Consider the following 25,923-nt stretch of genomic DNA (forward strand, 5'->3'; position numbering starts at 1 on the left):
AGCTTACGAGGGGCTCCGTGCGTTCGCCATTGTCAATGCGCGTGGCAGGTATGAGTCAGGCTCATGGGGCGGAGATCGCCGAGTGCCGCCCCCAGGCGTCGTCGGCGCTTCGTCGAGACCCACCGCGAAGGGACGAAAAAAAACCGCGCCGTAAGGGCGCGGTTTTCGTGCGGAGCGGCCAGGGCCGCCTCGGTGCGACGACTTAGAAGTCGGCGCTCAGGCTGACCGACGCAAAGCGCGGGGCGCCCAGGTAGTAGAACACCGTGTTGGAGGCCTGCAGTACCGTGCCGGAGCTCGGGTTGCGGTAGGCGGTATTGCCGATGTTGCTGACGTTCAGGCGCAGCTGGACGTTCTTGACCCAGTCGTTGACGTTGCCGAAGTTGTAGCCGGCGTCGAAGTCGCCAACCCAGTATGCCGGCACGACCTCGTCGTTCACCAGCGTGCCCATCTGCGTGCCGGTGCGCTTGACCTTCACGCGGCCGTAGAAGCTGCCATAGGTGTACTGCACCGACATGCCGAAGATGGCGTCCGGCGTCAGCGTCATCTTCTTGCCCTTGGTGGGCAGGGTGACGGTGGCCGACTGGCGGAGGTCGTTCTGCACCTCGCTGTCCTGCAGCGTCAGCGAGCCGTACGCGGAGAAGCCCTTGAACGTGCCCGACCCGACTTCCATTTCCAGACCACGGGTGCGCACGCGACCGATGTTCGTGTACACGCTGTTCAGGGTGTTCGGATCGTAGGCGTTGCCTTGGCGGTCCTTGAAGTCCACGTTGAACACCGTCGCCGACAGCGAGATGTCCTTGGACTGGTAGCGGTAGCCGATGTCGGTGTTGATCGAGGTCTCGGCCTTGGGCGCAAGGCGCAGGGTGGCGACGTTGTTCGCGACATTCACGTTCGAGCCGGTGAACGCGAAGTTCGGCGGCGCGCGGAAGTTCTTCGCGACGTTCATGAAGATCTGCTGGCTCGGCGTGATCTGGTAGCGGACGCCGACCTGAGGAAGGAACTCGTTGTAGCTCTTCTGGAAGTTGTAGTCCGCCGTCACGCCTTCGTTGGCGAAGTTCTTGACGTCACGCTTCACGTAGGGGGTGCGGAAGCCCAGCATCAGCAGACCCTTGTCCTCGGCGAACGACCAGTTGTCGTTGGCGTAGAACTGTCCGGAAGTGCTGATGGTCTGCCAGTCGCGGCCCTGATAGCGGCTGCCGTCCGGACGCAGGATGTAGTCGGTGTTCAGCCAGACGCTGGACAGCTCGCCGGCGTCGCTCACGCGCACGCCCGGCTGGGTCTGCTTGTGGTTGGCGCGCTCGATCCAGACACCGGCCTTCAGCGCGTGGTCGCCCAGCTGCGTGTTGATTTCGGTGGTGACGCCGGGACGCACGGTGCGGGTCACCGAAGCGCGACCGACGATGATGGTGTCGCGCGTGTCGCCGTCACCGTTCAGGTCCATGCTGACCTTGGTGCCGGTCGCCGGGTTCAGGAAGGTGTTGGTTTCCGCCAGCGTGGTCTGCTGCACGCCACCGTTGCCGAAGCCGTACCACAGGTAGGGCTGGACCTTCAGGTAGGTGTTCTCGGCCACCTTGAACGAACCCGAGACCGACACGATCGCGTTCTCGAACGGGTTGTTGGCCAGCTTGTAGTACGCCGGCGAAGGCAGGTAACCCGAAGCGGCTTCGTTCTGGACGGTGCCGTTCACCGGGGTCAGGTGGCCGGGGAACTTCGTCGAGAAGTCGAAGTTGTAGCCGTTGGCGCGGATCTGGGCCAGGCTGATGCTGTTGATGTTGTTGTTGATCGCGCGGTTGTAGAGCACCGAGCCCAGGATCACGTTGTCCTGGTTGATGTCCCAGCGGAAGGCCGCGTCGATGTGGTCCTTCTTGGCCGAGCCCTCGCCCTTCCATTTGTCAGCCTCGGTGTGCGAGAAGCTGACGAACACCTTGGCGCTGTTGTTGAAGAAGCGGCCGGTGTCGTAGCGCAGGAAGGTGCGGGTGTAGCTCAGCTGACCGAGGCCCTGGCTGACACGGATGCGTTGCTTGTCTTCCGGGTCGCAGCTGGTGACGGTGACGTTGCCGCCCGTGGCGCCGGCGTTGGGCGAGTCCACGTCCGGGGTGCCCTGCGCCAGCGATTGCGTGCACAGGTTTTCCTGGTCGGCGTATTCCTGCGGGTACACGGCGTAGCCGCCCGAGTCGTTGACCGGCACGCCGTTGATGATCATGCCCATCTGGTCGGCGCCGAAGCCGCGGACCGTCAGGCCGCCGCCGAACAGGCCAGTGGCGTCGTAGTTGAAGGTGTTCACGCCTGGCAGCAGGGCCAGCGCCTGGAACGGGTTGCCCGAGGCCAGGTTCTTGTCGATGGAATCACGGGTGACGGTGGAACGGCTCTTGGCCGTGTCCTCGTTCAGCATCTGGCCGGCGGCCAGCTTGCCGCCGCTGCCCACGATCGTGATCGTGCCCAGACGGACCTTGTCTTCCTTGGCGCGCGGCGCGCCGTCATCGGCGGACGTGTCGGCGTCCTTCTTGGCTTCCTGGGCCATGGCCGGCATGACGGCGACCAATGCCGCGGCGGCTGCCAAGGCGGTTTTGCGGAAACCCGACCAATTCTTCTGACTCATTCCTGCGCTCCTGTGCGACGAGACCAAACTGAACTTGAACTAACAACTGAAACCCTGGTGCAGCTGGGGAGGGCTTCCCGCCCCTCCGTCGGCAGATTCTTCGCGCAACCGTTTTCGTCTATCGAAGTCCTGAACTTCTCAAGCTCGCAAACGTTTTACGTTGGTTTTTCCGGCCCAGGAAAACATCCTCGGCCAAGCTCTGCTCGTACCAGCCCGCGTGTGTCGGGAGCCGTCTTGCCGCGGCTCCTCCTTCATCTCAAGCAAAAAGCCTACCAGTCGAGACAGCCCCCAGCAATGCGGCGAAATCCGCCGTGCGGGGGGCTTTCCGCGCTTGCGGGCCCTGTTGCTGGGCGGATTCCGGAGGCTCCGGCAACCGCCTTGGCGATGCACGGGCGTGAGTCTCTTTGCGGGATGTTGTGGGTTTGTGACAAGGAATGACAGGGGCGCCAGGGCGTTCACACCTGTTTGTCGAACGCGACGGAACGGGCGGAACGCGCCCCGAAACGGGCTCTTCCGGACTATTTGCGCACCAGGGCGATACAGGGTTTCCACGGAGTCTGGTCGCGCCCCCGCGCTGACTCGTCGTTGCGTGGAATCGACAGTTTTGAGCCAGTAACGTTCAATTTGAGAACGTTGCTCGAGGCCCTTCGCGATTGACGGCGTTGACCGCGCTGGCGCTCAGCAGCCAGCCGCCGCCGATGGCGCCCAGGTCGCCATCCGGGCCGATGAGGTCGAAGCGCCACGGCGAGTCGACGCGCCGCGCCTCGCGCTTCCACAGTGCAAAGGCGCGGGGCGGGGCGCCCTCCGGGGCGGACAGCCGGAGGCGGCCATCGGCCAGACGCTCCAGGGTGACGGCGCCGCAGGCGGGGGCGGTCAGCCACGGCGTTTCAGGCGGCAGGGCGGGATGAAGGTAAGCGCCTGCTCGCAAGGTATCCGCGATGTTCCGGCGGTTCTTCAGCAATGCGACCATGCTGAAGTGCAGATGTCCGCCGGTGGACGGCGCAGTGCGCATGATCTCGATCTGCGCCGGGATCTCATCGCTCGGCCAGCCTTCGGCCTCGTTGGCGGCCCGGCTCGTGAACAGGCCCGGCCAGACATGCCGCCCCAGCGGATTGACGCCCTGCCAGGCGCGCATCAGCGGCTCGAAGGCCTGCGGCTTCTGCGCGCGGGGCCAGTAGAGCTGCGGTGCCACGTAGTCCAGCCAGCCCATCGCCATCCAGTGCTCGACGTGGGCATAGAGCTTGTCGTACTGCGAGAACCCGGTGATGCCCGCCGGCCGCAGGTCCGGGCGCGGCAGACCGAAGGGGCTGATGCCGACGCGCGCGGCGGGGCGCAACTCGCGGACCAGCTCGTACATCCGCCGCACCAGCTGGTCGACGTTGTCCCGCCGCCAGTCCGCGCGCGCGAGCGTGCCGCCGCCGTGCAGATAGCGCAGCCAGCTCGCGTCGTCGGGGAAGTCGATGTCCTGCTTGGCCGCGTCCTGGACCGGGTAGGGATAGAAGTAGTCGTCGATGTGCAGGCCGTCGACGGCGTAGCGCGTCAGGAGGTCGCGGCAGATGGCCAGCGTGTGATCGGCAGCGGCCGGCTCGCCCGGATCGATCCAGAGCTGGTCGCCGTACTTCTTGACCCACTCGGGCCGGGTGCGGCTCAGGTGGGTGGCGGCGGGCGCGGACTTCCCGCCGCTCTGCTTCGCGCGGTAGGGGTTCAGCCAGGCGTGCAGCTCGAGGCCGCGCGCATGCGCCTGCTCGATCCACAGCGTCAGCGGGTCGTAGCCCGGTCCCTGGCCCTGGACGCCGGAGAGGTACTCGCTCCAGGGTTCCAGCGTCGACCGGTAGAGGGCATCCGCGCTGGTGCGCACCTGCAGCACGATCGCGTTCAGGCGCAGCGCGCGGGCGCTGTCGAGGATGGCGTGGATCTCGGCGATCTGCGCGGCGTCGCTCAGGCCGCGACGACTCGGCCAGTCGATGTTGGCGACGGTCGCGACCCACGCGGCGCGGAACTCGCGCGGCGCCGGCGGCGGCGCATCGTCGGGCGCGGGACCCGGCAACGCGGGCAGCGCCTGGGGCCGGGCGGTGCCGCAGCCCGGGAGCGTGCCCAGGGAACCCAGCACCGGCGCGGCCAGGGCCGCGGTCATCCACTGTCGTCGTCGCATTGAAGGCTCTCACCGGGCGGCGCCGCAGGGGCCGCTCACACTTTCACGATCCAGCCGCGCCGCCACATCGCCCACGCGATGCCGTAGAACACCGCCACGAAACCGACGGCGAACAGCAGCGACGCGAAGCGCGGATCCACCGGCAGCGCGCGCAGCGGCGCGACAAGCCAGGCCTTGAGCGTGACGCCCTCGGCGACGTGGATCAATCCGAGCAGCCGGGCCACCAGGCCCGACAGCGCGAAGAGGAACAGCGCGTTCATGCCGAACACCACCAGCGGGCGCAGGCGTCCCGCCATCGCGTCGCGCATGCGCGGCAGGGGCGCGGCATCGAGCAGCCAGTAGAACACGCCGAAGACCAGGCACCCCCAGCCCGTCGTGAGGAAAACGAAGGCGGGCGTCCAGAGATTCTTGTTGATGGGCAGGGTCCAGGCGTCGAGCACCTGCGCGATCCACAGGCAGGCAAGACCCGACACCATGAACCAGGTCGCCTTCTCGCCGGGATCGCGACCGCGCAGCGCCAGCCAGCGTCCGGCGAGCAGGCCGGCGATCTGGCTCGCGACGGCGGGCAGCGTGCTCAGCAGGCCTTCGGGGTCCCAGGTCTTGCTCTTCGCCCAGAGGTGGCCGCCGAGCAGCGTCCGGTCGAGCCAGGCGCCGACGTCCTCGCCCGGCTGCAGCGAGCCGCGATGCCAGACGCCTTGCGCGTCCGGCACGGCGACGAAGGTCTGCACCAGGCCGTAGCCGAGGAGCAGGCCGAAGAACCACGCCAGCTGGGCGCGCCAGCCGCACCACAGCGCGATCGGCGCGACCAGGATCGTGATCAGGCCCAGCCGCTGCAGCACGCCGGGGATGCGCAGCGTCTCGACGTGGAAGAACGGGAAGAGGTTCAGCGCCAGCCCGATGAGGATGATCGTGGCGCCGCGTCGCCACATGTGGCGCAGCAGGGCGACGCGATCGGCGGCCTGGCCGCGGCGCGCCAGGCTGAAGCTCATCGAGATCCCGCTGATGAAGACGAAGAACGGGAAGATCCAGTCGGTGAAGGTCCAGCCGTGCCAGGCGGCGTGCTCGAGCGGCGCGTAGAGCTGGGACCAGTCGCCCGGGTTGTTGACCAGCAGCATGGCCGCGATGGCGAAGCCGCGGAAGGCGTCGAGCGACAGCAGGCGGTCGTCGCCGCCGTGGCCGACGCCACGACGGACGCCGGTCGAAGCGGCACTCACGCGGTGGACTCCTTGCGGCCGAAGTTCTCGGGGATCCTGATGAGGGCGGTCATGACCAGCGACGGGATCGTCGCGATCAGCACCCACGCGAAGAAGTGCGGATAGCCGAGGTGATCCTGCAGCCAGCCGCTCCACATGCCCGGCAGCATCATGCCCAGCGCCATGAAGCCGGTGCAGATCGCATAGTGGGCGGTCTTGTGGGCGCCCTCGGCGACCAGGACCATGTACATCAGGTAGGCCGTGAAGCCGAGCCCGTAGCCGAACTGCTCGATCGCCAGCGCCGCGCTGATGACGGCGAGGCTTCCCGGATGCGCGTAGGCCATGACCAGGAACACGACGTTGGGCAGGTGCATCGCGAGCACCAGCGGCCAGAGCGCCTTCTTCAGGCCGACGCGGGAGATGATCCAGCCGCCGAGCAGACCGCCCAGCGTGAGCGCGATCAGGCCGACCGTGCCGTAGGCCAGGCCGACCTGCTTGTTGGTCAGCGCGAGACCGCCCTTGTCCAGCGGGTCGAGCAGGAAGGGCGTGGCGAGCTTCAGGAGCTGCGCTTCCGGGAATCGGTAGAGCAGCAGGAAGCCCAGCGTCACCGCGAGTCCGGGCTTGCGGAAGAACGCCGCGAAGATCCGGAAGAAGGTGCCCGGATCGCGCTGGTCGCGGGGGAGCGGGGCATCGACGGCCGGGCGCGGCAAGCGCCACAGGTGATACGCCGCGAGGAGCAGGAAGGCGCCTGCGAGCACCGCCATCACGCCCTGCCAGGCGAGCACCCAGCTGTCGCCGCGGTCGTGCAGCTCGCCGGCCAGCCAGACGAGGCCGCCCTGGCCGCCGATGTTGGCCACCCGGTAGAAGGTCGAACGCACGCCGACGAAGGCGGCCTGCTCATGCTTCTCCAGCGCGAGCAGGTAGAAGCCGTCGGCGGCGATGTCGTGCGAGGCCGAGGCGAAGGCCATCAGCCAGAGCACGGCGAGCGACATCTGGAACGCGCGCTCCATCGGCAGCGTCAGCGCCACCATCGCAAGCGCCGCGCCGACGGCGAACTGCAGGGTCACGACCCACAGCCGCTTCGTGCCCAGCATCTCGACCAGCGGCGACCACAGCGGCTTGATCACCCAGGGCAGATAGAGCCAGCTGGTGTAGAGCGCGATGTCGGTGTTCGAGATCTCCAGGTTTTTGTACATGATGACCGACAGCGTCATCACGACCACATACGGCATGCCCTGCGCGAAGTACAGCGTGGGCACCCAGTGCCAGGGGCTGCGGGCGCCCGGGGCGGCACCCGACGGAAGGGAAGAAGCGTGCATGACGCTCAGTGTCGGCGCAAACCGGGCGGGGGCCGCATCGGGGATTGCAGCGCTTGTGTGCGAGGACCGTGCAGGGCCGGCGGATGTGAGCTCGGCGATCAGCGATCGGCGAGCGCGCCCCGCACGTCGCCGGCGTGTTGCGCGAGCAGCGCCTGCGCGCCGGCCGCGTCGAGCTGGCGCAGCAGCATCACGACGGCCGTCTTCACGTGGAAGCCGCATTGGTCGAGCGCCGCGCGCGCGGCGGACTCGTCGGCGCCGGCGGCGCGCATCGTCAGCGCGACGGCGCGCCGGACCAGCTTCGCGTTGGTGGCCTTCATGTCCACCATCAGGTTGCCGTAGACCTTGTGCAGCCTGACCATCAGCGCGCTGGAGAAGGTGTTCAGCGCGATCTTCTGCGCGGTCCCTGCCTTCAGGCGCGTGCTGCCGGAGATCACCTCGGCGCCGGTGTCCAGCAGGACCGGATGCTCGCCGGCGGCCAGCACCGCGGCGCCCGGGTTGTTGGCCATCGCGATCGTCAGGCAACCGGCGGCGCGGCCCGCGGCCAGCGCGCCCAGCACGTAGGGCGTGTGGCCCGAGGCGGCGATGCCGATCAGCACGTCCTGCGGCGTGGGCGCGAGCGCCTCGATGTCGCGACGGCCCTGGGGCTCGTCGTCCTCCGCGCCTTCGACGGCGACGAACATCGCGCCTTCGCCACCGGCCAGCACCGCCACCGCGCGGTCACGCGGCCAGGAAAACGTCGGCACCAGCTCGACACTGTCCAGCACGCCCAGCCGGCCGGAGGTCCCGGCGCCGGCATACAGCAGCCGGCCGCCCGCCGCGATGCGCGGCAACGCCGCGTCCACCGCCGCGGCCAGCGCGGGCGCCGCCGCCCGCACCGCTTCCACCGCCGACCGCTGGTCGTCGATGAAGACCTCCATCAGGCGGGCACTGTCGTACAGGTCCAGGTCTTGATGGTGGGCGCTGGGGGTTTCGGTCTTCAGAGGGTGGGACATGGCTCGGCCGGAGCGGAAGGGGAGGCCCGCAAGGTGCGGCCTACTCTAGTGGGGAGACGGCCTCCGCTGCCAATGAAACGCGGCGGGAGCGTCATAACCCACGGTAATCGCGAGAGTCATCGCGAGGCCCATTGCGAAGGCTCTGGCAAGGACTGCCACCTTCGGCGCGCAGGCCCGATCCGGGCATGAGGCCTCGCGTCCGCGAACCTCATGCCCTGCTCGAGCCTCACCGGCGTCCGTTCGTGCGGGCCTCGGCGTCCAGCACGGACTGGATCACCTCGGCGAGGGCCACCGGCGTGGGGGCGGCGTCCAGCTCGATCAGCACCATGTAGCCGCGGTCGCGGCCCTGCGCGGTGAAGGCCTGCAGCAGGGCGATCTGGTCGCTGTGCACCATCACGCCGTCCGGGGACCAGTACTCCATCGCCACCAGACAGCCGTCCGACGGCGTGCCAGGGTAGTAGCGGCTGCCGGCGTAGTAGCGCGGATCGATCGTGCTGCCGTGCATCAGCATCTCGTCGCGTCCGGCGCGGCCGGCGAGCCAGGCTTCCTGCAGCGGCGCGTAGTCGCGCCAAGAGGCCGGCAGCAAGGCCCGGTAGCGGTCCAGCGACCAGGCCGGCTCGTTCGGGCCCGGGGCGCGCTGCTCGTATTCGGCCACGCTCGCTTCGCCGGGCACCTTCGTGTGCAGGTAGGGCGTCGGGCCGATCCAGATGTTGGACGCCGCGCGTCCCGCGCCCTGGATCGTGAAGAGTCCCTGCGGCGTGTTGCCCAGCGTGATCGTGCCCGGCAGGCCGCTGCTGGACAGCGCCAGTTGCTCGATGTTGAACAGGCCGCCGTCGGGACGCCGCACGAAGCGGCCGTCGGCTTGTCTCACCAGCGCCAGACCCATCTGCTGGCGACCAGGCCGCTGGAAGCTGAACACGACGGGATGGCCCGGACGGATCGCCAGCAGGTCGGCCAGCGGCGGACGCGCCGGTTGCGGCACGCCCTGCGCGGTGGACACCGCCTGTGCGAGCGCCTGCAGGCGTGGCTCGTCGCGGTCACGCTGCGCGAGCTGGGACTGGATCAGTGCCAGGTCCGCGGGCTGGCGCGTCTGCATCAGCGCGTAGGCGGCGATCGCGAATTCGCGCGGCGTGGCCAATCGCGGCAGCAGCGGGCGAAGCAGCGGCGCGGCGTCGACCGCGTAGAGCGTGTACGCCGCGGTCAGCAGCGGACGCTGGATGTCCGCCGGTTGGCGGTCCAGCGCCGGCAGCGCCGCGAGCAGCGCCGGTCGGGCGGTGTCGATATCGGTCCGGTAATGGGCGACGAGACGAAGCGCCTGGGCGAACTCGCGCAGCGCGGCGCCGTCCTGCGGCGCGGCCAAGGCCTGCGCGGAGGCTGTCCGGATCCGGGCGCGGTCAGTGCTCCAGCGGTCCTGGGCCTGGACGGCGGAGCCGACCGTCGAGCGGAACTGCTCCGGTCGCAATGCTTGCAGTGCCCCCGGGCTGAAGGCGCCGCCCGGTGCCGGCTCGGTGGACGGCGCCGGCGTCCGGGGCAACTGCGAGCAGGCCGCCAGAAGCAGCGGCGCGACCAGCGCGGCCCAACGGGGCCAGGACTTGCCCGGCGCATGGTCGACCAAGGGATACATCTGCATGGCGGCCGATTCTAGGGACGCGGGGCGGAAAGTTCTGCCATGTGGACCCGGGAACGCTGTTTGCACTCGACGGCCCGACTGAACAAGGGCCAAGCACAATGATGTCGATCAGGGAGTTCCGCCGCCGTCTGGCAATGGCGATGACATGGGCGGCCGCCGCGCTGGCGGCGCTCATCGCGGCCATGCCGCAGGACGCGTCCGCGCAGATGGCGGCATTGCCGGTCGAGAACCCGGCGATGTCGGCGGCCTCGTCGGCGAAGACGCCGGCCGATTGCGCCCTGATCCGCGACAACGATGCGCGTCTGGCTTGTTATGACCGTCTGAACGGACGGGCCCCGGACGCGCCGCCGCCCTCCGCGGCCGCCCAGGTCCGGCTCCAGCCGGTGCCGGCCGCCTTGCCGGTGGCCGCCGCGGCGAGCTCGCCGCGTGTGGACGATCCCTGCACGCGCCTGCCGGAGGCATCCGGCAGCGCCCGCAACTACCTCGGCTCGACGCTGTCGGAGCGCTGGGAACTGTCCTGCCGCGACCAGATGCCGCGCTTCCTGCCGCGCCCCCACCGGCCGGTCTACCTGCTGCCGGTGTCGTGGACCTCGCGATCCAACCGGACCCCGGCGCCGTCCTCGTCGGAAAGCCCGGACAACGGCGTGGTCCAGGCGCTGGACCTGGACAAGAACGAGGCCAAGTTCCAGATCAGCCTGAAGTCCAAGATCTGGGCGCTCGACGATCACGGCACCTTGTCGGTGTGGGGCGCTTACACGCAGAACTCACGCTGGCAGATCTACAACGGGCGCGAGTCGCGACCGTTCCGCGAGACCAATTACGAGCCCGAGCTGATCCTGACCCACGGCACCGACGTCGAGCTGCCGTTCGGCTGGAAGGCCAGCATGGTGGGGCTGAGCCTGAACCACCAGTCCAACGGGCGGGCGGTGCCGCTGTCGCGCAGCTGGAACCGGGTGATCGGCGAGCTCAGCCTGGAGCACGGCGAGACCACGGTGAGCCTGCGCCCCTGGTGGCGGATCCTCAACACCGGCAGCGACGACAACCCGGGCATCCAGGACTATGTCGGCCGCGGCGAGATGCTGGTGACGCAGAAGCTGGGCCGGCACGTCCTGGCCCTCACGGCGCGGCACAGCCTGAAGGGGGGCGACCGCTCGCGCGGATCGGCGCAGCTGGAGTGGGCCTTCCCGATCGGCGGCGGGCTGCACGGCTACCTGCAGCTGTTCAGCGGCTACGGGGAAAGCCTCATCGACTACAACTTCCGCGAGTCCCGGATCGGGCTGGGGGTGTCGGTCGTCGAGTGGCGCTGATCCCCCTTCCCGGGCCGCGATTCGATGAATATGGCGCACGGCTCGGGGCAGTCCCCATCGCCAGCCGGAGGCGGCTGGACTAGGCTGCGCGGATGTCCGCATTCATCGACACCTGCGTGATCTGGGTCGTGGTCTACCGCCTGGACGGGCGCGACCGCCAATGGGTCCGTGCGCTACCGCCCACGACGGAGGCGCAGGTGCGCGCGCTGCTGCTGGAGGAGCTCGACGAGCTCTACGGCGCGCGTTCGGAACTGGTCTCGCTGCGGCAGGCCGAAGACGCCGAACGCGCCACGCTGATGGCCGGCGGGCTGCCGATGTGCCCGGTCGCTACCCCGCCGGGACCGGCGTCGGGCTGAACCGGCGGCCCTCGGGCGATCGATGATCGCCCGCCGCGGTGGCGGCGAAACCACAGACCCGGGCGTCCTTCCGGCGCCGTCACGGTTTCATGTCGGTTTCATCGCGGTTACGGCCCCCGGCCCGAAGGCATCACGCGAGAATTCCGCGCGTCGTGTCCACCGCTGTCAGCGGCGGCGCGGACCTGCCTGCCGCCGCCGTCCATGTCGTCTCCCTCGTCCCAGTCGTCCCAGTCGCCTCCCACGCCGTCGCCCCGCCTGTTCGCACTGGCCTGGCCGCTGTTCCTCGAGCTCTGCCTGGGCATCGCCATCGGGGTGATCGGGACGATGCTGGCGGCGCGGATCTCCGATCCCGCCGGCGCTGCATTCGCACTGGCCAACCAGTTGGCGGCGACGCTGTTCATCCTGTTCCGCATCATCGGCGCCGGCATCAGCGTGGTGATCACGCAGGCGCTGGGCGGAGGCCGTCGCGCGGTGGCCGATGCGACGGCGCGGGCGGCGCTCGGCGCGAGCACCTGGCTGGGCGGCGTCACGGCGCTGATGGCGCTGCTCTTCGCGGGGCCGCTGCTGCGATTGATGAATGCGCCGGTGGAGGTGCTGCCGTTGTCGCAGCCCTTCCTGATGGCGCTGGCGCCGGCCATGATGCTCGACGCCTGGAATGCCTCGATGGCGAGCGTGATGCGCGCCCATCTGCGCAGCCGCGACACCCTGATGGTGCTGGTGGCGATGCAGGTGGCGCAGCTGCTGCTGTCGATCACGTTGATGCCGCATCTCGGCCTGCCGGGCTTCGCGGTGGCGCTGGCGGTGAGCCGGGCGTTCGGCCTCGGCCTGCACGTGTGGCTGTGGCGCGCGCGGCTGGACCTGCGGCCGAAGGCGTCGGACTGGTGGCGCCTGCCGCGCGCGGAGCTCGCCGGCGTGCTGCACATCGGCCTGCCGGGTGCGGCGGAGAACATCGCCTACCGGCTGGCCTACATGGTGAGCGTGGCGATCGCGGGGCACCTCGGCGCGTCGGCGCTGGCGGCGCACAGCTACACCTCGCAGCTGATGTACTTCGTGCTGCTGCCGGGCCTGGCGACGGGCTTCGCGGCGGAGATCGTCGTCGGCCACCTGATCGGCGCGGGGCAGTTGCACGAGGCGCACCGCCTGGTGCGACGCGCGCTCGCCCGCGGGCTGCTGATCAGCGTCGTGGTGGCGGCCGGGGCGGCGGCGGCCTCGCCGTGGCTGCTGCAGATGTTCACGCACGACCAGAAGATTCTCGCCAGCGCGGTGGTGCTGATGTGGATCACGGTGATCCTGGAGCCGGGGCGGACCTTCAACCTCGTCGTCATCAACGCGCTGCGCGCGGCGGGCGACGCGAAGTACCCGGTGATGGTGGGCGCGGGGTCGATGCTGCTCGTGCTGGCCGGCGGCAGCTGGCTGCTGGGCGAGGTGCTGGGACTCGGCCTGGTGGGCCTGTGGATCGCCTACGCCGCCGACGAGTGGATCCGCGGCCTGCTGATGTGGCGCCGCTGGGCGCGGCTGGGCTGGGTGCCGCAGGCGAGGGCGGTGCATCGGCGACTGCGTCTGGCGGCACGGGGCCACTGAGTCGCGACCGTGGTGCCGGAATATCGCAGCCACTGAGCCCGGTGTCGTCAGCGCAGCGCGGCGTGGATCCGGTCTCACTGTCGGCGAAATTGACACTCCCGCGCGCGTGCCGATCGCGGCACTGAAAATTCTCAATGCCCATCGCCACTTGCCGCTCTGGCCCGGGGCTTGCTGCGTCTTGCATGCCTGTCGCGCGCAGACGCGTCGGCGAGGAGCAGGGGGGTGACAACACGCCCCGCGGCGTTCGCCGGCAAGGTCGGCGGACCCGGCGGAGTCGAGGGGATCGTCATGCCCATGCTTGCCTCCTTCGTCCTCGCCGCAGCCGCGGCTTCGACGGCGATGCCGTCTTCCGCGCCGCCGTGCGCACCCGCCCGACCCGGGTTGCTGCGCGACGACGCGTCCGCCGCGAGCGGTCTGGACCGCTACACCGATCTCAGTCCCGACGTCCGGAGGCAGCTCGCCCAGCGCATCGCGGACCTCCGCGTCGACGACCTCGTCATGCTCGGCCGCGCCGGCGTCAGCGGGCAGTACCGCTATGACGACGAGATCCGCCACGCGCTGATCGGCGGCCAACTCTGCGACCGGCTCGATCTGTCCGCGTGGAAGGCCTCCGACGAGGCCAGCGCATTGGTGTTCTGCGAAGGCGACCACTGCGTGGCGATGACCGTCGACGGCCGCATGCTCGCGCGCCTGACGCGTCGCAAGCCCGATGCCTTCGACGCACTTGCGCAGGCGCTGCGTGTGCGACCCGGGGGACCGCAGTCGGCGCTCGAGATGCCGCCGCCCGCCGCCGGCACCGCCAACGGCTGGGCGCGCCAGCGCGTGCTGGTGCAGATGCGTGCCGGCCTGGGCGACAAGGACCTCGACAAGATCCTCTCGCCGCACGGCGGCAAGGCGCGCCGCATCGGCCGCTCTTCGCTGGCGATCGTCGATCTGCCTCCCAATGCGTCGGAGACGGCCGTCGCGATGCTGCTGGCGCGCCATCCGCAGTTGAAGTCGGCCGAACTCGACATGCGCATCTCCCCGGCGATGACACCCAACGATCCCTACCTGGGCAGCGAGTGGCACCTTGCGCGGATCAACGCGCCGCTGGCCTGGGACAGCGCGCAGGGGGCCGGCATCAGGATCGCGATCCTGGACACCGGCGTCGACGCAACCCACCCCGACCTGGCCGGCCGTCTGGTCCCCGGCTGGAACTTCTATAACGGCAACGCCGACACCAGCGATGTGCATGGCCACGGCACCGCGGTGGCCGGTGCCGCGGCTGCCGCGATGAACAACGGCATCGGTGTCGCCGCCGTGGCCGGGCAGGCGTCGCTGATGCCGGTGCGCATCGCCGACGCCAACGCCTATGCGTACTGGAGCACCGTGGCCCAGGGCCTGAACTGGGCCGCGGACCAGGGCGCCCGCGTGGCCAACATCAGCTACGGCGGCGTCGCCGGCAGCGCCACCGTGCAGGGCGCCGCCGACGACATGCGCAGCAAGGGCGGGCTGGTGATCGTGTCCGCCGGCAACAACGGGATCGACGAGGGCCTCGCCCCCACGGCGAGCATGATTCCCGTCTCGGCCACTGACGAGACCGACAACCGCACGAGCTGGTCGAGCTACGGCGCCTTTGTCGCGATCGCCGCGCCGGGACAGAACATCTGGACCACCAACCGCGGCGGCGGCTACGGCGCGTGGTGGGGCACCTCGTTCGCGAGTCCGGTCGTCGCGGGCACCGTGGCGCTGCTGATGTCGGCCCGCCCGACGATGAGCGGTGGCGCGATCCAGAACGCGCTGTTCAGCACCGCCACGGATATAGGCGCCGCCGGCCGCGATCCGTTCTACGGCTGGGGCCGCGTCAACGCCGGTGCCGCGATGCAGGCCGTTCTGGCCGCGCCGGCACCCGACGCGCAGCCGCCCGTCGTCTCGGTCGGCGCGCCGCTGCCCGGCGCGCTCGTCAGCGGGCTGGTCGCGGTGGATGCCGCCGCCGCCGACAACCAGTCCGTCGTGCGCGTCGACCTGCGCGTCAACGGCGCGGTCGTCGCCTCCGACACCTCGGCGCCCTATGGGTTCAGCTGGAACTCGGCGGCGGTGGCGAACGGCCCCGTCACGATCACCGCCACCGCGGTCGACGCGGCCGGCAACAGCGCCACCAGTGCGCCGGTGACCTTGACCGTCGCCAATGCGGCCCTGGCCGACACGGAGCCGCCGACGATCGCGATCACCAGGCCGGCCAGCAACAGCAAGGTCGCCGGCAATACCGTCACCATCTCGACGAGCGCCGCCGACAACGGTGGCGCGGCCGGCATCCGCCAGACGATCTACATCGACGGCGAACTGGTCGCCAGCGGCACCGGAGCGAGCCTCAGCTACACCTGGAACGTCAAGAAGGCGTCGACGGGCGCGCACACGATCCAGGCGGTCGCCCGCGACGCGGCCGGCAACACGACCGTGGCCACGACGACGGTCTCGAAGTAGGACGCACCACGGAAAAGGCCCGCCGAGGCGGGCCTTCCTTCAGTGCGATGTGCTCAGCGTGAGAAGCTGGGCAGCCACGGCAACCGCGGCGTCCGGCGGCGCGCCAACCCGGCTGCCAACCCGGCTGCCAGCGCGGCGGCCGCCAGCAGCGCCAGCGCGTTCGGTTCCGGCACGTTGCCGTTGTTGCCGCCCGCGCCACCACCGCCGCCGCCGCAGGCCCCGGTGCCCTGGACGCAGCCCTCGAACTCGATCGATCTGCCCAGGGTCCCCACGCCCTGGAACTTGATGGCGTAGGGGCTGATGAAGCCGATGCCCTGCGTCATGAAGTTGTTGGACGCGTCGGTCGTCAGCGTGAGGTTGAAGGAGGACGATCCGCCCATGCCGAGGCCGTCGTTGATCGACCCGCCCGCGCACTGGTTGCCGGACAGCAGGCAGAGATCGATGTTCTGGAACGAGGGGAAGTTGACGTCGATGTCCGCGCCCCAGGCCGCCGAATTGGTGCTGGCTCCGGTCAGCGTCGGCGAGATCGCGGTGATGCCGAAGGCCATCAGCACGTTCTGGCCCGGGCCGCTTGAGTTGTTGGTGACGATGGTCGAGAAGGTCGCCGTCTGCGCCGACCAGGCGGTCAGCGTGAACTTGACCGTGGCGTTCAGCGTCGCCCCGTCCTGGGCGCCTGTGAACAGCAGCGTCGCCGTGCTGTTGAGGCTGTTGAACAGGACAGCCGCGGCCTGCGCCTGGCTGCAGAGGCTCAGCGCCGCCGCGGCGACGACCCAACGGATCCTTGTTGGTTTCATGACCGACCCCTTTCCGGGCAGTGCACGTGGCTTCTTGTTTGTCTCCCTGTCCCCGGGATACGCATAAGCCGGGCCAATGCGCCAAGTGCTTGATCCAGCAGCCGATTCTTGCCGATGTGATAAAGATGCCAGTGAAACTGTAAAAATTTGCGACACCGTACGGCACGCCGATTGCGCGGGTCCGCTGGCCCGTCAGGGCGGCGGTCGGCACGCTGGCGACCCCTATGATCCCGCCCGCGATGAACTACCTGCTCAAGCGCCTCGCCGTGCTGCTGCTGACGCTGCTGGCCGCCTCGGCGCTGATCTTCGGCGCGCTCGAATGGCTGCCCGGCAATGCCGCCCAATTGATCATGGGCCCCGAGGCGCCGCCCGAGGCCGTCGCCGCGCTCGCGCGTCAGCTGGGCCTGGACCAGCCCGCCTGGCATCGCTACGTCGACTGGCTCACCGGGCTCGTGCGCGGTGATCTCGGCCTGTCCTATGCCTACGGCGCGCCGGTCATGGATCTCCTCCTGGAGCGGCTCGCGCTGACGCTGCCGCTCGCGCTGATGGCGATGGCGCTGACCGTCGTGCTGGCGCTGGCCGCCGGCTGGTGGGCCGCGAGCCAGCAGGGGCGTGCCGGCGATCACCTCGTGATGGGTCTGACCCAGCTCGGTCTGGCGGTGCCCAGCTTCTGGCTCGGCATGCTGCTGGTGCTGCTCTTCGCGGTGAAGCTGCAGTGGTTCGATGCCGGCGGTTTTCCCGGCTGGCGCGAGGACCTCGGCGGCGGCCTGTGGCCCGGCCTGCGCGCGCTGCTGCTGCCCGCCGCCGCGCTGGCGCTGGTGCAGGCCGCGATCCTGGCGCGCATCGCGCGTTCGGCGCTGCTCGACATCGTCCGCGAGGACTTCATGCGCAGCGCCCGCGCCAAGGGCCTGTCGCGCCGCGCGGCGCTGTGGCGCCACGGCCTGCGCCATGCGGCGATCCCGCTGCTGACCCTCGGCGGGCTGCAGTTCGCCAACCTGCTCGCCGGCACCATCGTCATCGAGAATGTCTTCACCCTGCCCGGACTCGGCCGGCTGATGGCGCAGGCCATCGCCAACCGCGACCTGATCGTCGTGCGCAACGGCGTCATGGGGCTCGCGGCGCTGGTGCTGCTCCTCAACTTCGCGATCGACCTGCTGCACGGCTGGATCGACCCGCGGCTGCGCACGAGGACCGAGGCATGAGGACCGGGACATGAAACGCGCCGGATTCTTCGCGGGCGTCGTGCTCACCGCGCTGTTGCTCCTGACCGCGCTGCTGTCGCTGGCCTGGACCCCGTGGCCGCCCGAGCAGATCGACATGACCCGCCGGCTCGCGTCGCCGAGCCTCGCGCACTGGCTGGGCTGCGACCAGCTCGGCCGCGATGTGTTCAGCCGCCTGATGGCCGGCGCACGCAGCGCCTGGCTGGTCGGCATCGTCGCCGTCGGCATCGGGCTGATCGCGGGCACGGCGCTGGGCCTGCTCGCGGCCGCGCGGCGCGGTCCGGTGGAGGCGCTCATCCTGCGCGGCGCCGACCTCGGCTACGCCTTCCCCGCGCTGCTGCTCGCGATCCTGCTGGCCGCCGCGCTCGGCCCCGGCATGACGGTCGCGATGGCGGCGATCGGGCTGCACGCGGTGCCCTCGTTCGCGCGGCTGGTGAACGGCAGCGCCAAGAGCTGGTGGGCGCGCGATTTCGTGCTCGCCGCCCGCGTCGCCGGCCAGGGGCCGTGGTCCATCACATGGCGTCATGTCTTGCCCCAGTTGCTGCCGCTGCTGATCGTGCAGGGCACGACCAGCTTCGCGCTCGCGATCCTGGCCGAGGCCGGCCTGTCCTACCTCGGCCTGGGCACCCAGCCGCCGCAGGCCAGCTGGGGTCGGCTGCTCGCCGAGGCGCAGACGCTGATGTTCGAGGCGCCGCAACTCGCTCTGGCGCCTGGCGTCGCGATCACGCTGGCGGTGCTCGGCCTGAACCTGCTCGGCGACGGCCTGCGCGACCGGCTCGATCCGAAGGAGCAGCCGCGATGACGACCGACGCGAACGCGACCGACGCGATCGACGCACTTGGCGCGAGCACGGGCAACGCGGCGACGGCGCACGCACCGCTGCTCGAGATCCGCGATCTCCACGTGCATCTGCCCGGGCGCCGCGGCGAGCGCCTGCACGCGCTGCGCGGCATCGACCTGTCGCTGGCGCGCGGCGAGAGCCTCGCGCTGATCGGCGAATCCGGCAGCGGCAAGACGCTGACGGCACTCGCCGCGATGGGCCTGCTGCCCGAAGGCGCCGAGGTCACCGGGCGGATCGCGCTCGACGGGCGCGAGCTTCTCACGCTCGATGAGGACGGCTGGTGCGGCCTGCGGGGCCGTCGCCTCGCGATGGTGTTCCAGGAGCCGCTGACGGCGTTGAATCCGCTCCAGCGCGTGCTGGCGCAGGTGACGGAGCCGATCCTCCTTCATCGGCTGCTGCCGGACCGCGCCTCCGCCCGCGAGCGCGCGATGGCGCTGCTGACGCGCGTGGGTCTCGACGAGCGCCAGGCGCGCGCCTACCCGCATCAACTGTCCGGCGGTCAGCGGCAGCGCGCGCTGATCGCGATGGCGCTCGCCGCGGAGCCCGACCTGCTGATCGCCGACGAGCCCACCACGGCGCTCGATGCGCGCCTGCGCGTGCAGGTGCTGGACCTGCTGCGCGACCTGGTGACCGAACGCGGCATGGGGCTGCTGCTGATCTCGCACGACCTGGCACTGACGGCGCGCCGCGTCGACCGCCTGGCGATCCTGTACGGCGGGCGCGTGATGGAGCAGGGCGCCGGGCCGGAGCTGCTCGACCATCCGCGCCATCCGTACACGCAGGCCCTGTGGGCGGCGCGGCCGCGGCTCGGGGCCGGACGCGACCAGGCGCTGCATCCGCTCAAGGGGAACGTGCCGGCGCTGACGCAGCTCGGCGAGGGCTGCCCGTTCACGCCGCGCTGTCCCTTGGCGACGGCACGCTGCGCCGCGGAGCCTCCGCGCTTCGACGGCCGCCTGGCCTGCTGGGAGGTGACATCGTGACCGCGCCGTCCTCGATGACTGTGCCGTCCCCGGCGTCCCCGGTGACGTCGCCATCCTCGGCGACCCCGTTGCTGCAGGTCGAGGGTCTCGGCCAGCGCTACGGCGGTCGGTCGGTCCTGCGCGGCATCGACTTCACGCTGATGCCTGGCGAGTCGCTCGGTGTCATTGGCGAATCGGGCGCGGGGAAGAGCACGCTGGCGCGGCTCGTCATGGCGCTGGAGCGCCCGCATCAGGGTCGCGTGTGGTGGGACGGCCAGGACGTGAACGCGATGTCGGCGCGCGACCGGCGCGCGCTGCGGCCGCGGGTGCAGATGGTGTTCCAGGATCCGTACGGTTCGCTCGATCCGCGCTGGCGCGTCGGACGCAGCGTGATGGAGCCGCTCCAGGCCTTGCCCATGAACGACGCCCAGCGCGTCGAGCGCGTGGCCGAGGTGCTGGCCGCCGTCGGGCTCGAGGCCGACGCCGCGCTGCGTTTCCCGCATCAGTTCTCCGGCGGCCAGCGCCAGCGGCTGGCGATCGCGCGGGCGCTGTCGACGCGGCCTCGCCTGATCGTCGCGGACGAGCCGCTGTCGGCGCTCGATGTCTCGGTGCAGGCGCAGATCCTGGCGCTGCTGCGCGAGCTGCAGCGACGCGACGGCATCAGCCTCGTCATCGTCAGCCACGACCTGCCGGCGATCGAGGTCCTGTGCGATCGCGCGCTGGTGCTGCGCGGCGGCGAGGCCGTCGAGCACGGTCCCGCCGCCCGCGTGCTGGGCGAGCCGCAACACCCGTACACGCAGGACCTGCTCGCCGCTTTGGCATGATCCGCCGCCATGGACCACTTCCTGAAGACCGCCCTGGACCGCCGCCGCTTTCATCTGCTGTCGCTCGGCGCCGCCGGCGCGACCCTCGGCGCTTCGCTGCCGGCGCTCGCGCAGGGCAGCGCCGCGCGTCCGCTCGTGCTCGGCATGACGCTCGAACCGCCGGGCCTGGATCCGACCACGGGTGCCGCCGCCGCCATCGGCGAGATCGTGCTCTACAACGTGATGGAGCCGCTGACCAAGGTCGCGGAGGACGGCTCGGCGCTGCCGCTGCTGGCACTGCGCTGGAACGTGTCGTCCGATCAGAAGCGCTGGACCTTCACGCTGCGCCCGAACGTGCGCTTCCACAACGGCGAGCCGTTCGACGCGAAGGCGGTGAAGTTCAGCTTCGAGCGCGCGGGCGCGCCCAACAGCCTGAACAAGGACCGGCGCGTCTTCGAGAACATCGCCGCGATCGGCACGCCCGATCCGCTCACCGTGGTGCTGACGCTCAAGCATCCGGAGCCTGAACTTCCCGCATTGCTGGCCCAGTCGCCGGCGGTGATCGTCGAGCCGAAAAGCGCCGCGGGCAACGCGCAGAACCCGGTCGGCACCGGACCCTATCGCGTCGCCCAATGGCAGCGCGGCGCGAGCCTGACCGTCGTCGCCTGGCCGGGCTTCCGCGACGCGGCGGCGATCCGGATCCCGCGCGTGCAGTTCCGCTTCATCGGCGAGCCGGCCGCGCAGGTCGCGGCACTGCTGGCGGGCGATGTCGACGTCTTTCCGCGCGTCGCCGCGGCACGCGCGATGACGCAGTTCAAGGCGCAGCCCAAGCGCTTCCAGGTGATCACCGCGTCCTCGCGTGCGAAGACCATCCTGGCGATCAATCACCAGCGCGCGCCGCTGGGCGACGTCCGCGTGCGTCGCGCGATCGCGATGGCCATCGACCGCAAGGCCGTCATCCAGGCAAGCGCCGACGGCTTCGGCGTGCCCATCGGCGGCTTCGTCACGCCGGACACGCCGGGCTACGTCGACTGCACCGCGATCAACGCCTACAACCCCGCCGCCGCGAAGGCGCTGCTGACCGAGGCCAAGGCCACCGGGCTGTCGCTCTCGCTCAAGCTGCCGCCGGTGCCCTACGCGCGCCAGGGCGGCGAGTTGATCGCGGCGCAGCTGGCGGCCGTCGGCATCACGGCGAGGATCGAGCAGATCGAATGGGCGCAGTGGTTGTCCAGCGTCTACGGCAGCAAGGCCTATGACCTGACGGTGATCTCGCATGTCGAGCCGCATGACTTCGGCAACTTTGCGCGGTCCGATTACTACTGGGGCTACCGCAGCGAACAGTTCAATGCGCTTTACGAACTCATGCAGAACGCGGCCGATCCGACGCAGCGGTTGAAGCGCTTCGGCGAGGCGCAGCGCCAGGTGGCGGAGGACGCTGTCGCCGCCTTCCTGTACCAGCCGCAGTGGATCACCGTCGCGCGTGCCGGCCTGAAGGGCCTGTGGACACGCACCCCGCTGTTCGCGAACGACTTGTCGGCGCTGAGCTGGGCCTGATCCGCCCCGGCGCGACCTTGGCCTGGCCGGAGGTCACACAAGCCCCCTGATGCAGGGACGGCACCACAAAGGGCTGTGGTGCAAGCGCATCGGCCCCGGAAGCGCGGTGGCGGCTCGTCGGTCGTCATCCACCGGCCATCCACCGAGAGGGCTTTTCCTCTACAGTGACGCCCCTCGACCGTGTAGCGTGCCCGGTTTGGGGAGGAGTCGGAGAGACGAATGCCGTTTGATTTGCCTGAGACCCTGCAGCCGTTCCTGCTGCCGCTGCTGATCGTGGTCCCGTTGGCCATCCTGATCATCATCATCACGGTGCGCCGCGGCGACTACCGTGACTTCGGCGCGCCGCCGCCGCCCGTGTCGCGCCCGCTGCCGCCGGCGCCGACGGCCGCCGCCGTTCCTCCGCCGGCGCCGGTCGCTCCGGACGCAGTGCCGGAACGCCTGCCGCTGCTGGTGGTCGACGATTCGGCCGTGGTGCGCGCCAAGCTGCTGAAGCTGTTCAGCGAGGCCGGCCATGAGGTGGTCGCCGCGCGGGACGGCGTCGAGGCGATGGAGCTGCTCGGCCAGACCCGCTTCGGCGTGCTGATCACCGACCTCGAGATGCCCAACATGGACGGCTTCGAGCTGATCAAGGCGGTGCAGGGGGCGCTGGCCACCGAGGACCTGCCCATGATCGCCATCACCGGCCACGAGGAGCTGCATGCGCGACTGCATCAGATCCAGGGGCTGTACGGCATGTTCCACAAGCCCTGGAACGACCGCGAGCTGATCAAGCGCGTCGAGGCGCTGTCCCACCTGCGCGCACCGGTCCGTCCATGAGCGTCGGTCGCTGGCTCAGGCGCGGCGCGGTCACGCTCGCCGTGCTCGTGGCCATCGGCGCGGCAGGCGCGGCCTGGCATGTCTACAAGAAGCTGCCGGTGCGTGACGGCGCGCTGCAGCTCTCGGGCCTGAGCGCGCCGGTCACCGTCCGCTACGACGAATGGGGCGTGCCCCACGTCGACGCGCGCAACGAGGACGACCTTTACCGCGCCCTCGGTTATCTGCATGCGCAGGACCGGCTGTTCCAGATGGAGATGCTGCGCCGGCTGTCGCGCGGCGAACTGGCGGAAGTGCTGGGCCCCAAGCTGGTCGAGACCGACCGGCTGTTCCGCACGCTCGGCATCCGGCAGCGCGCCGATGAACTGGCCGCGGCCTCGTCGGCGATCACCGCGCAACCGGGCGCGGTCCGGGCGCTGTACGCCTACCTGGACGGCGTCAACCAATACCAGGACACCCGGCCGGCGCCGCTGGAGTTCGAGATCCTCGGCATTCCCAAGCGCCCGTTCACCGCGGCGGACACCTACAGCATCGCGGGATACCTGGCGTACAGCTTCGCGGCGGCCTTCCGCACCGAACCGGCACTGACGGCGGTGCGGGATCAGCTCGGGCCCGACTACCTGCGCATCTTCGATCTCGCGTGGCGTCCCAAAGGCGCGCTGGAACCGCAGGCGCTGAACGCGCCGGGCACTCCCCGCGGGCCGGACGGCGCGGGCCGCCGTTTCGCCGACGTGGCGCCGATGCTGGCGCGCCTGGCGGAGGTCAGCGGACGCGCGGCGGAACTCGCCGGCCTGCCGCAGTTCGAAGGCAGCAACGCCTGGGTCGTCTCCGGCAGCCGCACGGCCAGCGGCAAGCCGTTGCTGGCGGGCGATCCGCACATCGCGTATTCGACGCCGGCCGTGTGGTGGGAGGCGCACCTGCGCACGCCGCAGTTCGAGCTCTACGGGCATCACCTCGCGCTCAACCCGATGGCGCTGCTGGGGCACAACCAGCGCTTCGGCTGGAGCCTGACGATGTTCCAGAACGACGACGTCGACCTGATCGCCGAGAAGGTCAACCCGGAGAATCCGAACGAGGTCTGGATCAAGGACCGCTGGGTGCCGATGACCTCGCGTCAGGAGGTGCTCAAGGTCAAGGGGCAGCCGGACCAGGTGCTGACGCTGCGCCGCTCGCCGCACGGACCGATCGTCAACGACGCGATCCCGGGCGACCGCGGCGAGCGCCCGGTCGCGATGTGGTGGGCCTTCCTGGAGACCGAGAACCCGGTGCTCGACGGCTTCTACAAGCTGGGCCGCGCGGACACGCTGGACCGGGCGCGCGAGGCCGTCAGCCTGATCCACGCCCCGGGCCTGAACGTCGTCTGGGCCAACGCGGCCGGCGACATCGCCTGGTGGGCCGCGGCGAAGCTGCCGATGCGGCCCGAGGGCGTGAATCCGACCTTCGTGCTCGACGGCGCGACGGACGAGGCCGACAAGCCCGGTTTCCTGCCGTTCTCCGCGAATCCGCACGAGGAGAACCCGGCGCGCGGCTACATCGTGTCGGCCAACTTCCAGCCGGCGGGCGACACGCCGGTGCCGGGCTACTACAACCTGGCCGAGCGGGGCATCCGGCTCGACGCGCTGCTGAACCAGGGCAAGCGCTGGGACATCCACAACAGCCAGGCGCTGCAGCTCGACGTGCAGACCGACTACGGCCCGCGCGTGCTGCGGCCGATCATCCCCTTGCTGCGCGGCTCGGCCTCGGCCGAGGAGCAGTCGCTGGTCGAGGCGCTGGTGCGCTGGAACGGCGCCTACAAGGCCGACGCCGTGGCGCCGGCGCTGTTCCAGCAATTCGCGGCGGAGCTGCTGCGCGCGGCGATGAAGGATGAGCTCGGCGACGCGCAGTTCGACAACCTGCGCCGCACGCGCGCGCTCGATCAGGCGCTGCCGAAGCTGACCGCGGACACCGACTCGCCGTGGTGGGACGACCGATCGACACCGCAGCGCGAGACGCAGACCGACATCGTGCGTCGCGCCTGGAAGGCGGCGGTCGCGCACCTGACCATGACGCTCGGGGCCGACAGCACGAAGTGGCGTTGGGACAGCGTCCACACGCTGACGCACGAACACCCGCTGGGCAAGCAGAAGCCGCTCGACCGGGTGTTCAACGTCGGCCCGTTCCCGGTGCCCGGCGGGCACGAGGTGCCCAACAACCTCGCGCAGCGCAACGGCAGCGCGCCGTGGGGCGTGGTCTACGGGCCGTCGACCCGACGCTTGATCGACTTCGCTCGGCCGCAGGAGGCGCTCGGCGTCAATCCGGTGGGCCAGAGCGGCGTCTGGCCCGATGCGCATTACAGCGATCAGGCCGAGCTGCTGGCCAAGGGTCAATACCGTCGCGAGTGGTTGAACGAGACGGACGTTCAGGCCCACTCTCGCGGGATGCTGATCCTGAAGCCATGAACGCGATGCGAATCGCCAGGTTGATCGCCGCGGCGATCGCGATATCGGGTGCGTGGGCCGCGATGCCGGTCCTCGCCGTCGAACTGCCGAAGCCGGCCGACCTCGGCCGGCAACTGGCCGCGCAGGCCGGCAAGGACGTCGGCCCGGAGGTCGACAAGGGCCGGGGCAGGAAGACGCCGCGCAACGACGCGGCGGTCACGGTCGCCGTTCTCGAGCCTCATCTGATTCACGACGGTCGCATGCCCGAGGTGCGCTATGTCGGCTTCCCCGCGGAGGCTGTGCTGACGGCGGTGCTCGGCAAGGGATGGCGCGCGTCCGGGCTGGAGCTCGAGTTCCGCGCGCTGGACGGTTTCGTCTCGCGCATCCCGGTGGAACGCTTCGCGCAGCATCGCGCGTGGCTGGTCTACGCGCGCGCCGACGGGCAGCCGTTCCAGGTCGACAACCACCTGCAGGGCGAAAAGCAGGTGCCGCTCGGCCCGTTCTATCTGGTCTGGGACAACCGCTCGTCGAAGGCCTTGCAGGCCGAGGGCGGCGCCCTGTGGCCGTACCAGGTCGCGTCGGTGAGCGTGGGGCCGTCCTCCACGCGCGCGTTGTTGCCGGACGGCCTGGCGGCGAAGTACGCCGACGCGGCGGACCTGGCCCGCACGTACTGCCTGAGCTGCCACCGCATCCGCGGCTACGGCGGCGACAAGATGCCGCTGGACCTCGACGTGGTCGTCAAGGGCTACGACGCCGCGGCGTGGAAGCGCTGGCTGCTGGAGCCCGCCGCGGTGCGCCCCGGCACGACGATGCCGCCGCTGGTCGTCGAGAGGTCGGCGGACGAACGTGCCGCCATCGCGCAGCGGCTTTACGACTACCTGCAGGCGCTGCCCCCGCGCTGACGGACACGGCGACGCGCCGGCGACATGC

The 25,923-nt window shown here is 70.3% G+C and carries 19 protein-coding genes; 12 read left to right on the forward strand and 7 right to left on the reverse strand.

The annotated features are described in order from the left end of the window. Positions 1–202: 202 nt before the first annotated feature. The 6 genes from ACQ4L4_RS22680 to ACQ4L4_RS22705 all read right to left on the reverse strand — a co-directional run bounded on the left by ACQ4L4_RS22680 (position 203) and on the right by ACQ4L4_RS22705 (position 9,885). Positions 203–2,599 carry a TonB-dependent receptor gene (locus ACQ4L4_RS22680; protein ID WP_431101101.1) on the reverse strand — a complete coding sequence of 799 codons (2,397 nt, stop codon included), beginning with the start codon at positions 2,597–2,599 and terminating at the stop codon, positions 203–205. 619 nt (positions 2,600–3,218) lie between these two features. Further along, complete coding sequence (locus ACQ4L4_RS22685) at positions 3,219–4,733, reverse strand: glycoside hydrolase family 10 protein (protein WP_431101102.1); 1,515 nt, start codon at positions 4,731–4,733, stop codon at positions 3,219–3,221. A gap of 53 nt (positions 4,734–4,786) precedes the next feature. After that, positions 4,787–5,965, reverse strand: coding sequence for an acyltransferase family protein (locus ACQ4L4_RS22690; RefSeq protein ID WP_431101103.1), 1,179 nt, complete (start codon positions 5,963–5,965; stop codon positions 4,787–4,789). Further along, positions 5,962–7,263, reverse strand: coding sequence for an MFS transporter (locus tag ACQ4L4_RS22695; RefSeq protein WP_431101104.1), 1,302 nt, complete (start codon positions 7,261–7,263; stop codon positions 5,962–5,964). Before ACQ4L4_RS22695 ends, ACQ4L4_RS22690 begins: the two co-directional genes overlap by 4 nt. A 98-nt stretch (positions 7,264–7,361) precedes the next feature. Continuing rightward, on the reverse strand, positions 7,362–8,255 hold the full coding sequence (locus tag ACQ4L4_RS22700) for an N-acetylmuramic acid 6-phosphate etherase (protein WP_431101106.1): 894 nt from the start codon (positions 8,253–8,255) through the stop codon (positions 7,362–7,364). A gap of 226 nt (positions 8,256–8,481) precedes the next feature. Further along, positions 8,482–9,885, reverse strand: a complete 1,404-nt coding sequence (locus ACQ4L4_RS22705; protein ID WP_431101107.1) for a hypothetical protein — start codon at positions 9,883–9,885, stop codon at positions 8,482–8,484. A gap of 98 nt (positions 9,886–9,983) precedes the next feature. On the opposite strand from ACQ4L4_RS22705, the gene ACQ4L4_RS22710 reads away from it, so the two are divergent. From ACQ4L4_RS22710 to ACQ4L4_RS22725, 4 genes are all read left to right on the forward strand, one after another. After that, on the forward strand, positions 9,984–11,192 hold the full coding sequence (locus ACQ4L4_RS22710; protein ID WP_431101108.1) for a phospholipase A: 1,209 nt from the start codon (positions 9,984–9,986) through the stop codon (positions 11,190–11,192). Between the two features lie 92 nt (positions 11,193–11,284). Next, on the forward strand, positions 11,285–11,548 hold the full coding sequence (locus ACQ4L4_RS22715; RefSeq protein WP_431101109.1) for a hypothetical protein: 264 nt from the start codon (positions 11,285–11,287) through the stop codon (positions 11,546–11,548). A 201-nt stretch (positions 11,549–11,749) separates the two neighbouring features. After that, a complete protein-coding gene (locus ACQ4L4_RS22720) occupies positions 11,750–13,129 on the forward strand; it encodes an MATE family efflux transporter (RefSeq protein ID WP_431101111.1) in 1,380 nt (459 codons plus the stop codon). Between the two features lie 222 nt (positions 13,130–13,351). After that, positions 13,352–15,592, forward strand: a complete 2,241-nt coding sequence (locus tag ACQ4L4_RS22725; RefSeq protein ID WP_431101112.1) for a S8 family serine peptidase — start codon at positions 13,352–13,354, stop codon at positions 15,590–15,592. A gap of 53 nt (positions 15,593–15,645) precedes the next feature. On the opposite strand, the gene ACQ4L4_RS22730 is transcribed toward ACQ4L4_RS22725, so the two are convergent. Then, a complete protein-coding gene (locus tag ACQ4L4_RS22730) occupies positions 15,646–16,386 on the reverse strand; it encodes a cistern family PEP-CTERM protein (RefSeq protein WP_431101113.1) in 741 nt (246 codons plus the stop codon). Positions 16,387–16,610: 224 nt separating this feature from the next. Here ACQ4L4_RS22730 and ACQ4L4_RS22735 point away from each other — a divergent pair, with 224 nt between their 5' ends. The 8 genes from ACQ4L4_RS22735 (at position 16,611) to ACQ4L4_RS22770 (ending at position 25,895) form a co-directional block, all read left to right on the forward strand. Beyond that, on the forward strand, positions 16,611–17,588 hold the full coding sequence (locus ACQ4L4_RS22735) for an ABC transporter permease (RefSeq protein ID WP_377158532.1): 978 nt from the start codon (positions 16,611–16,613) through the stop codon (positions 17,586–17,588). Positions 17,589–17,598: 10 nt separating this feature from the next. Next, positions 17,599–18,408: an ABC transporter permease gene (locus tag ACQ4L4_RS22740; protein WP_431101114.1), complete on the forward strand. Its 810-nt coding sequence runs from the start codon at positions 17,599–17,601 to the stop codon at positions 18,406–18,408. Beyond that, a complete protein-coding gene (locus ACQ4L4_RS22745) occupies positions 18,405–19,427 on the forward strand; it encodes an ABC transporter ATP-binding protein (protein WP_431101115.1) in 1,023 nt (340 codons plus the stop codon). Before ACQ4L4_RS22740 ends, ACQ4L4_RS22745 begins: the two co-directional genes overlap by 4 nt. A gap of 41 nt (positions 19,428–19,468) precedes the next feature. After that, positions 19,469–20,230, forward strand: a complete 762-nt coding sequence (locus ACQ4L4_RS22750; RefSeq protein WP_431101116.1) for an ABC transporter ATP-binding protein — start codon at positions 19,469–19,471, stop codon at positions 20,228–20,230. Between the two features lie 9 nt (positions 20,231–20,239). Then, positions 20,240–21,763 (forward strand): ABC transporter substrate-binding protein, encoded by a 1,524-nt coding sequence (locus ACQ4L4_RS22755; RefSeq protein WP_431101117.1) that lies wholly within the window; start codon positions 20,240–20,242, stop codon positions 21,761–21,763. Between the two features lie 219 nt (positions 21,764–21,982). After that, positions 21,983–22,579 carry a response regulator gene (locus ACQ4L4_RS22760; RefSeq protein WP_431101118.1) on the forward strand — a complete coding sequence of 199 codons (597 nt, stop codon included), beginning with the start codon at positions 21,983–21,985 and terminating at the stop codon, positions 22,577–22,579. After that, on the forward strand, positions 22,576–25,014 hold the full coding sequence (locus ACQ4L4_RS22765; protein ID WP_431101119.1) for a penicillin acylase family protein: 2,439 nt from the start codon (positions 22,576–22,578) through the stop codon (positions 25,012–25,014). The genes ACQ4L4_RS22760 and ACQ4L4_RS22765 overlap by 4 nt, the downstream gene beginning before the upstream one ends. After that, positions 25,011–25,895, forward strand: a complete 885-nt coding sequence (locus ACQ4L4_RS22770) for a hypothetical protein (RefSeq protein ID WP_431101120.1) — start codon at positions 25,011–25,013, stop codon at positions 25,893–25,895. Before ACQ4L4_RS22765 ends, ACQ4L4_RS22770 begins: the two co-directional genes overlap by 4 nt. The last annotated feature ends 28 nt before the right edge of the window (positions 25,896–25,923 follow it).

It is taken from the genome of Roseateles noduli (genome assembly GCF_050626985.1).
Classification (GTDB): Bacteria; Pseudomonadota; Gammaproteobacteria; order Burkholderiales; family Burkholderiaceae_C; genus Roseateles; species Roseateles noduli_A.

Coding starts and splice junctions, on each gene's coding strand:
- ACQ4L4_RS22680 (WP_431101101.1), bottom strand. CDS start 2,599: ATGAGTCAGAAGAATTGGTCGGGTTTCCGCAAAACCGCCTTGGCAGCC.
- ACQ4L4_RS22685 (WP_431101102.1), bottom strand. CDS start 4,733: ATGACCGCGGCCCTGGCCGCGCCGGTGCTGGGTTCCCTGGGCACGCTC.
- ACQ4L4_RS22695 (WP_431101104.1), bottom strand. CDS start 7,263: ATGCACGCTTCTTCCCTTCCGTCGGGTGCCGCCCCGGGCGCCCGCAGC.
- ACQ4L4_RS22700 (WP_431101106.1), bottom strand. CDS start 8,255: ATGTCCCACCCTCTGAAGACCGAAACCCCCAGCGCCCACCATCAAGAC.
- ACQ4L4_RS22705 (WP_431101107.1), bottom strand. CDS start 9,885: ATGCAGATGTATCCCTTGGTCGACCATGCGCCGGGCAAGTCCTGGCCC.
- ACQ4L4_RS22710 (WP_431101108.1), top strand. CDS start 9,984: ATGATGTCGATCAGGGAGTTCCGCCGCCGTCTGGCAATGGCGATGACA.
- ACQ4L4_RS22715 (WP_431101109.1), top strand. CDS start 11,285: ATGTCCGCATTCATCGACACCTGCGTGATCTGGGTCGTGGTCTACCGC.
- ACQ4L4_RS22720 (WP_431101111.1), top strand. CDS start 11,750: ATGTCGTCTCCCTCGTCCCAGTCGTCCCAGTCGCCTCCCACGCCGTCG.
- ACQ4L4_RS22730 (WP_431101113.1), bottom strand. CDS start 16,386: ATGAAACCAACAAGGATCCGTTGGGTCGTCGCCGCGGCGGCGCTGAGC.
- ACQ4L4_RS22735 (WP_377158532.1), top strand. CDS start 16,611: ATGATCCCGCCCGCGATGAACTACCTGCTCAAGCGCCTCGCCGTGCTG.
- ACQ4L4_RS22740 (WP_431101114.1), top strand. CDS start 17,599: ATGAAACGCGCCGGATTCTTCGCGGGCGTCGTGCTCACCGCGCTGTTG.
- ACQ4L4_RS22745 (WP_431101115.1), top strand. CDS start 18,405: ATGACGACCGACGCGAACGCGACCGACGCGATCGACGCACTTGGCGCG.
- ACQ4L4_RS22755 (WP_431101117.1), top strand. CDS start 20,240: ATGGACCACTTCCTGAAGACCGCCCTGGACCGCCGCCGCTTTCATCTG.
- ACQ4L4_RS22760 (WP_431101118.1), top strand. CDS start 21,983: ATGCCGTTTGATTTGCCTGAGACCCTGCAGCCGTTCCTGCTGCCGCTG.
- ACQ4L4_RS22765 (WP_431101119.1), top strand. CDS start 22,576: ATGAGCGTCGGTCGCTGGCTCAGGCGCGGCGCGGTCACGCTCGCCGTG.
- ACQ4L4_RS22770 (WP_431101120.1), top strand. CDS start 25,011: ATGAACGCGATGCGAATCGCCAGGTTGATCGCCGCGGCGATCGCGATA.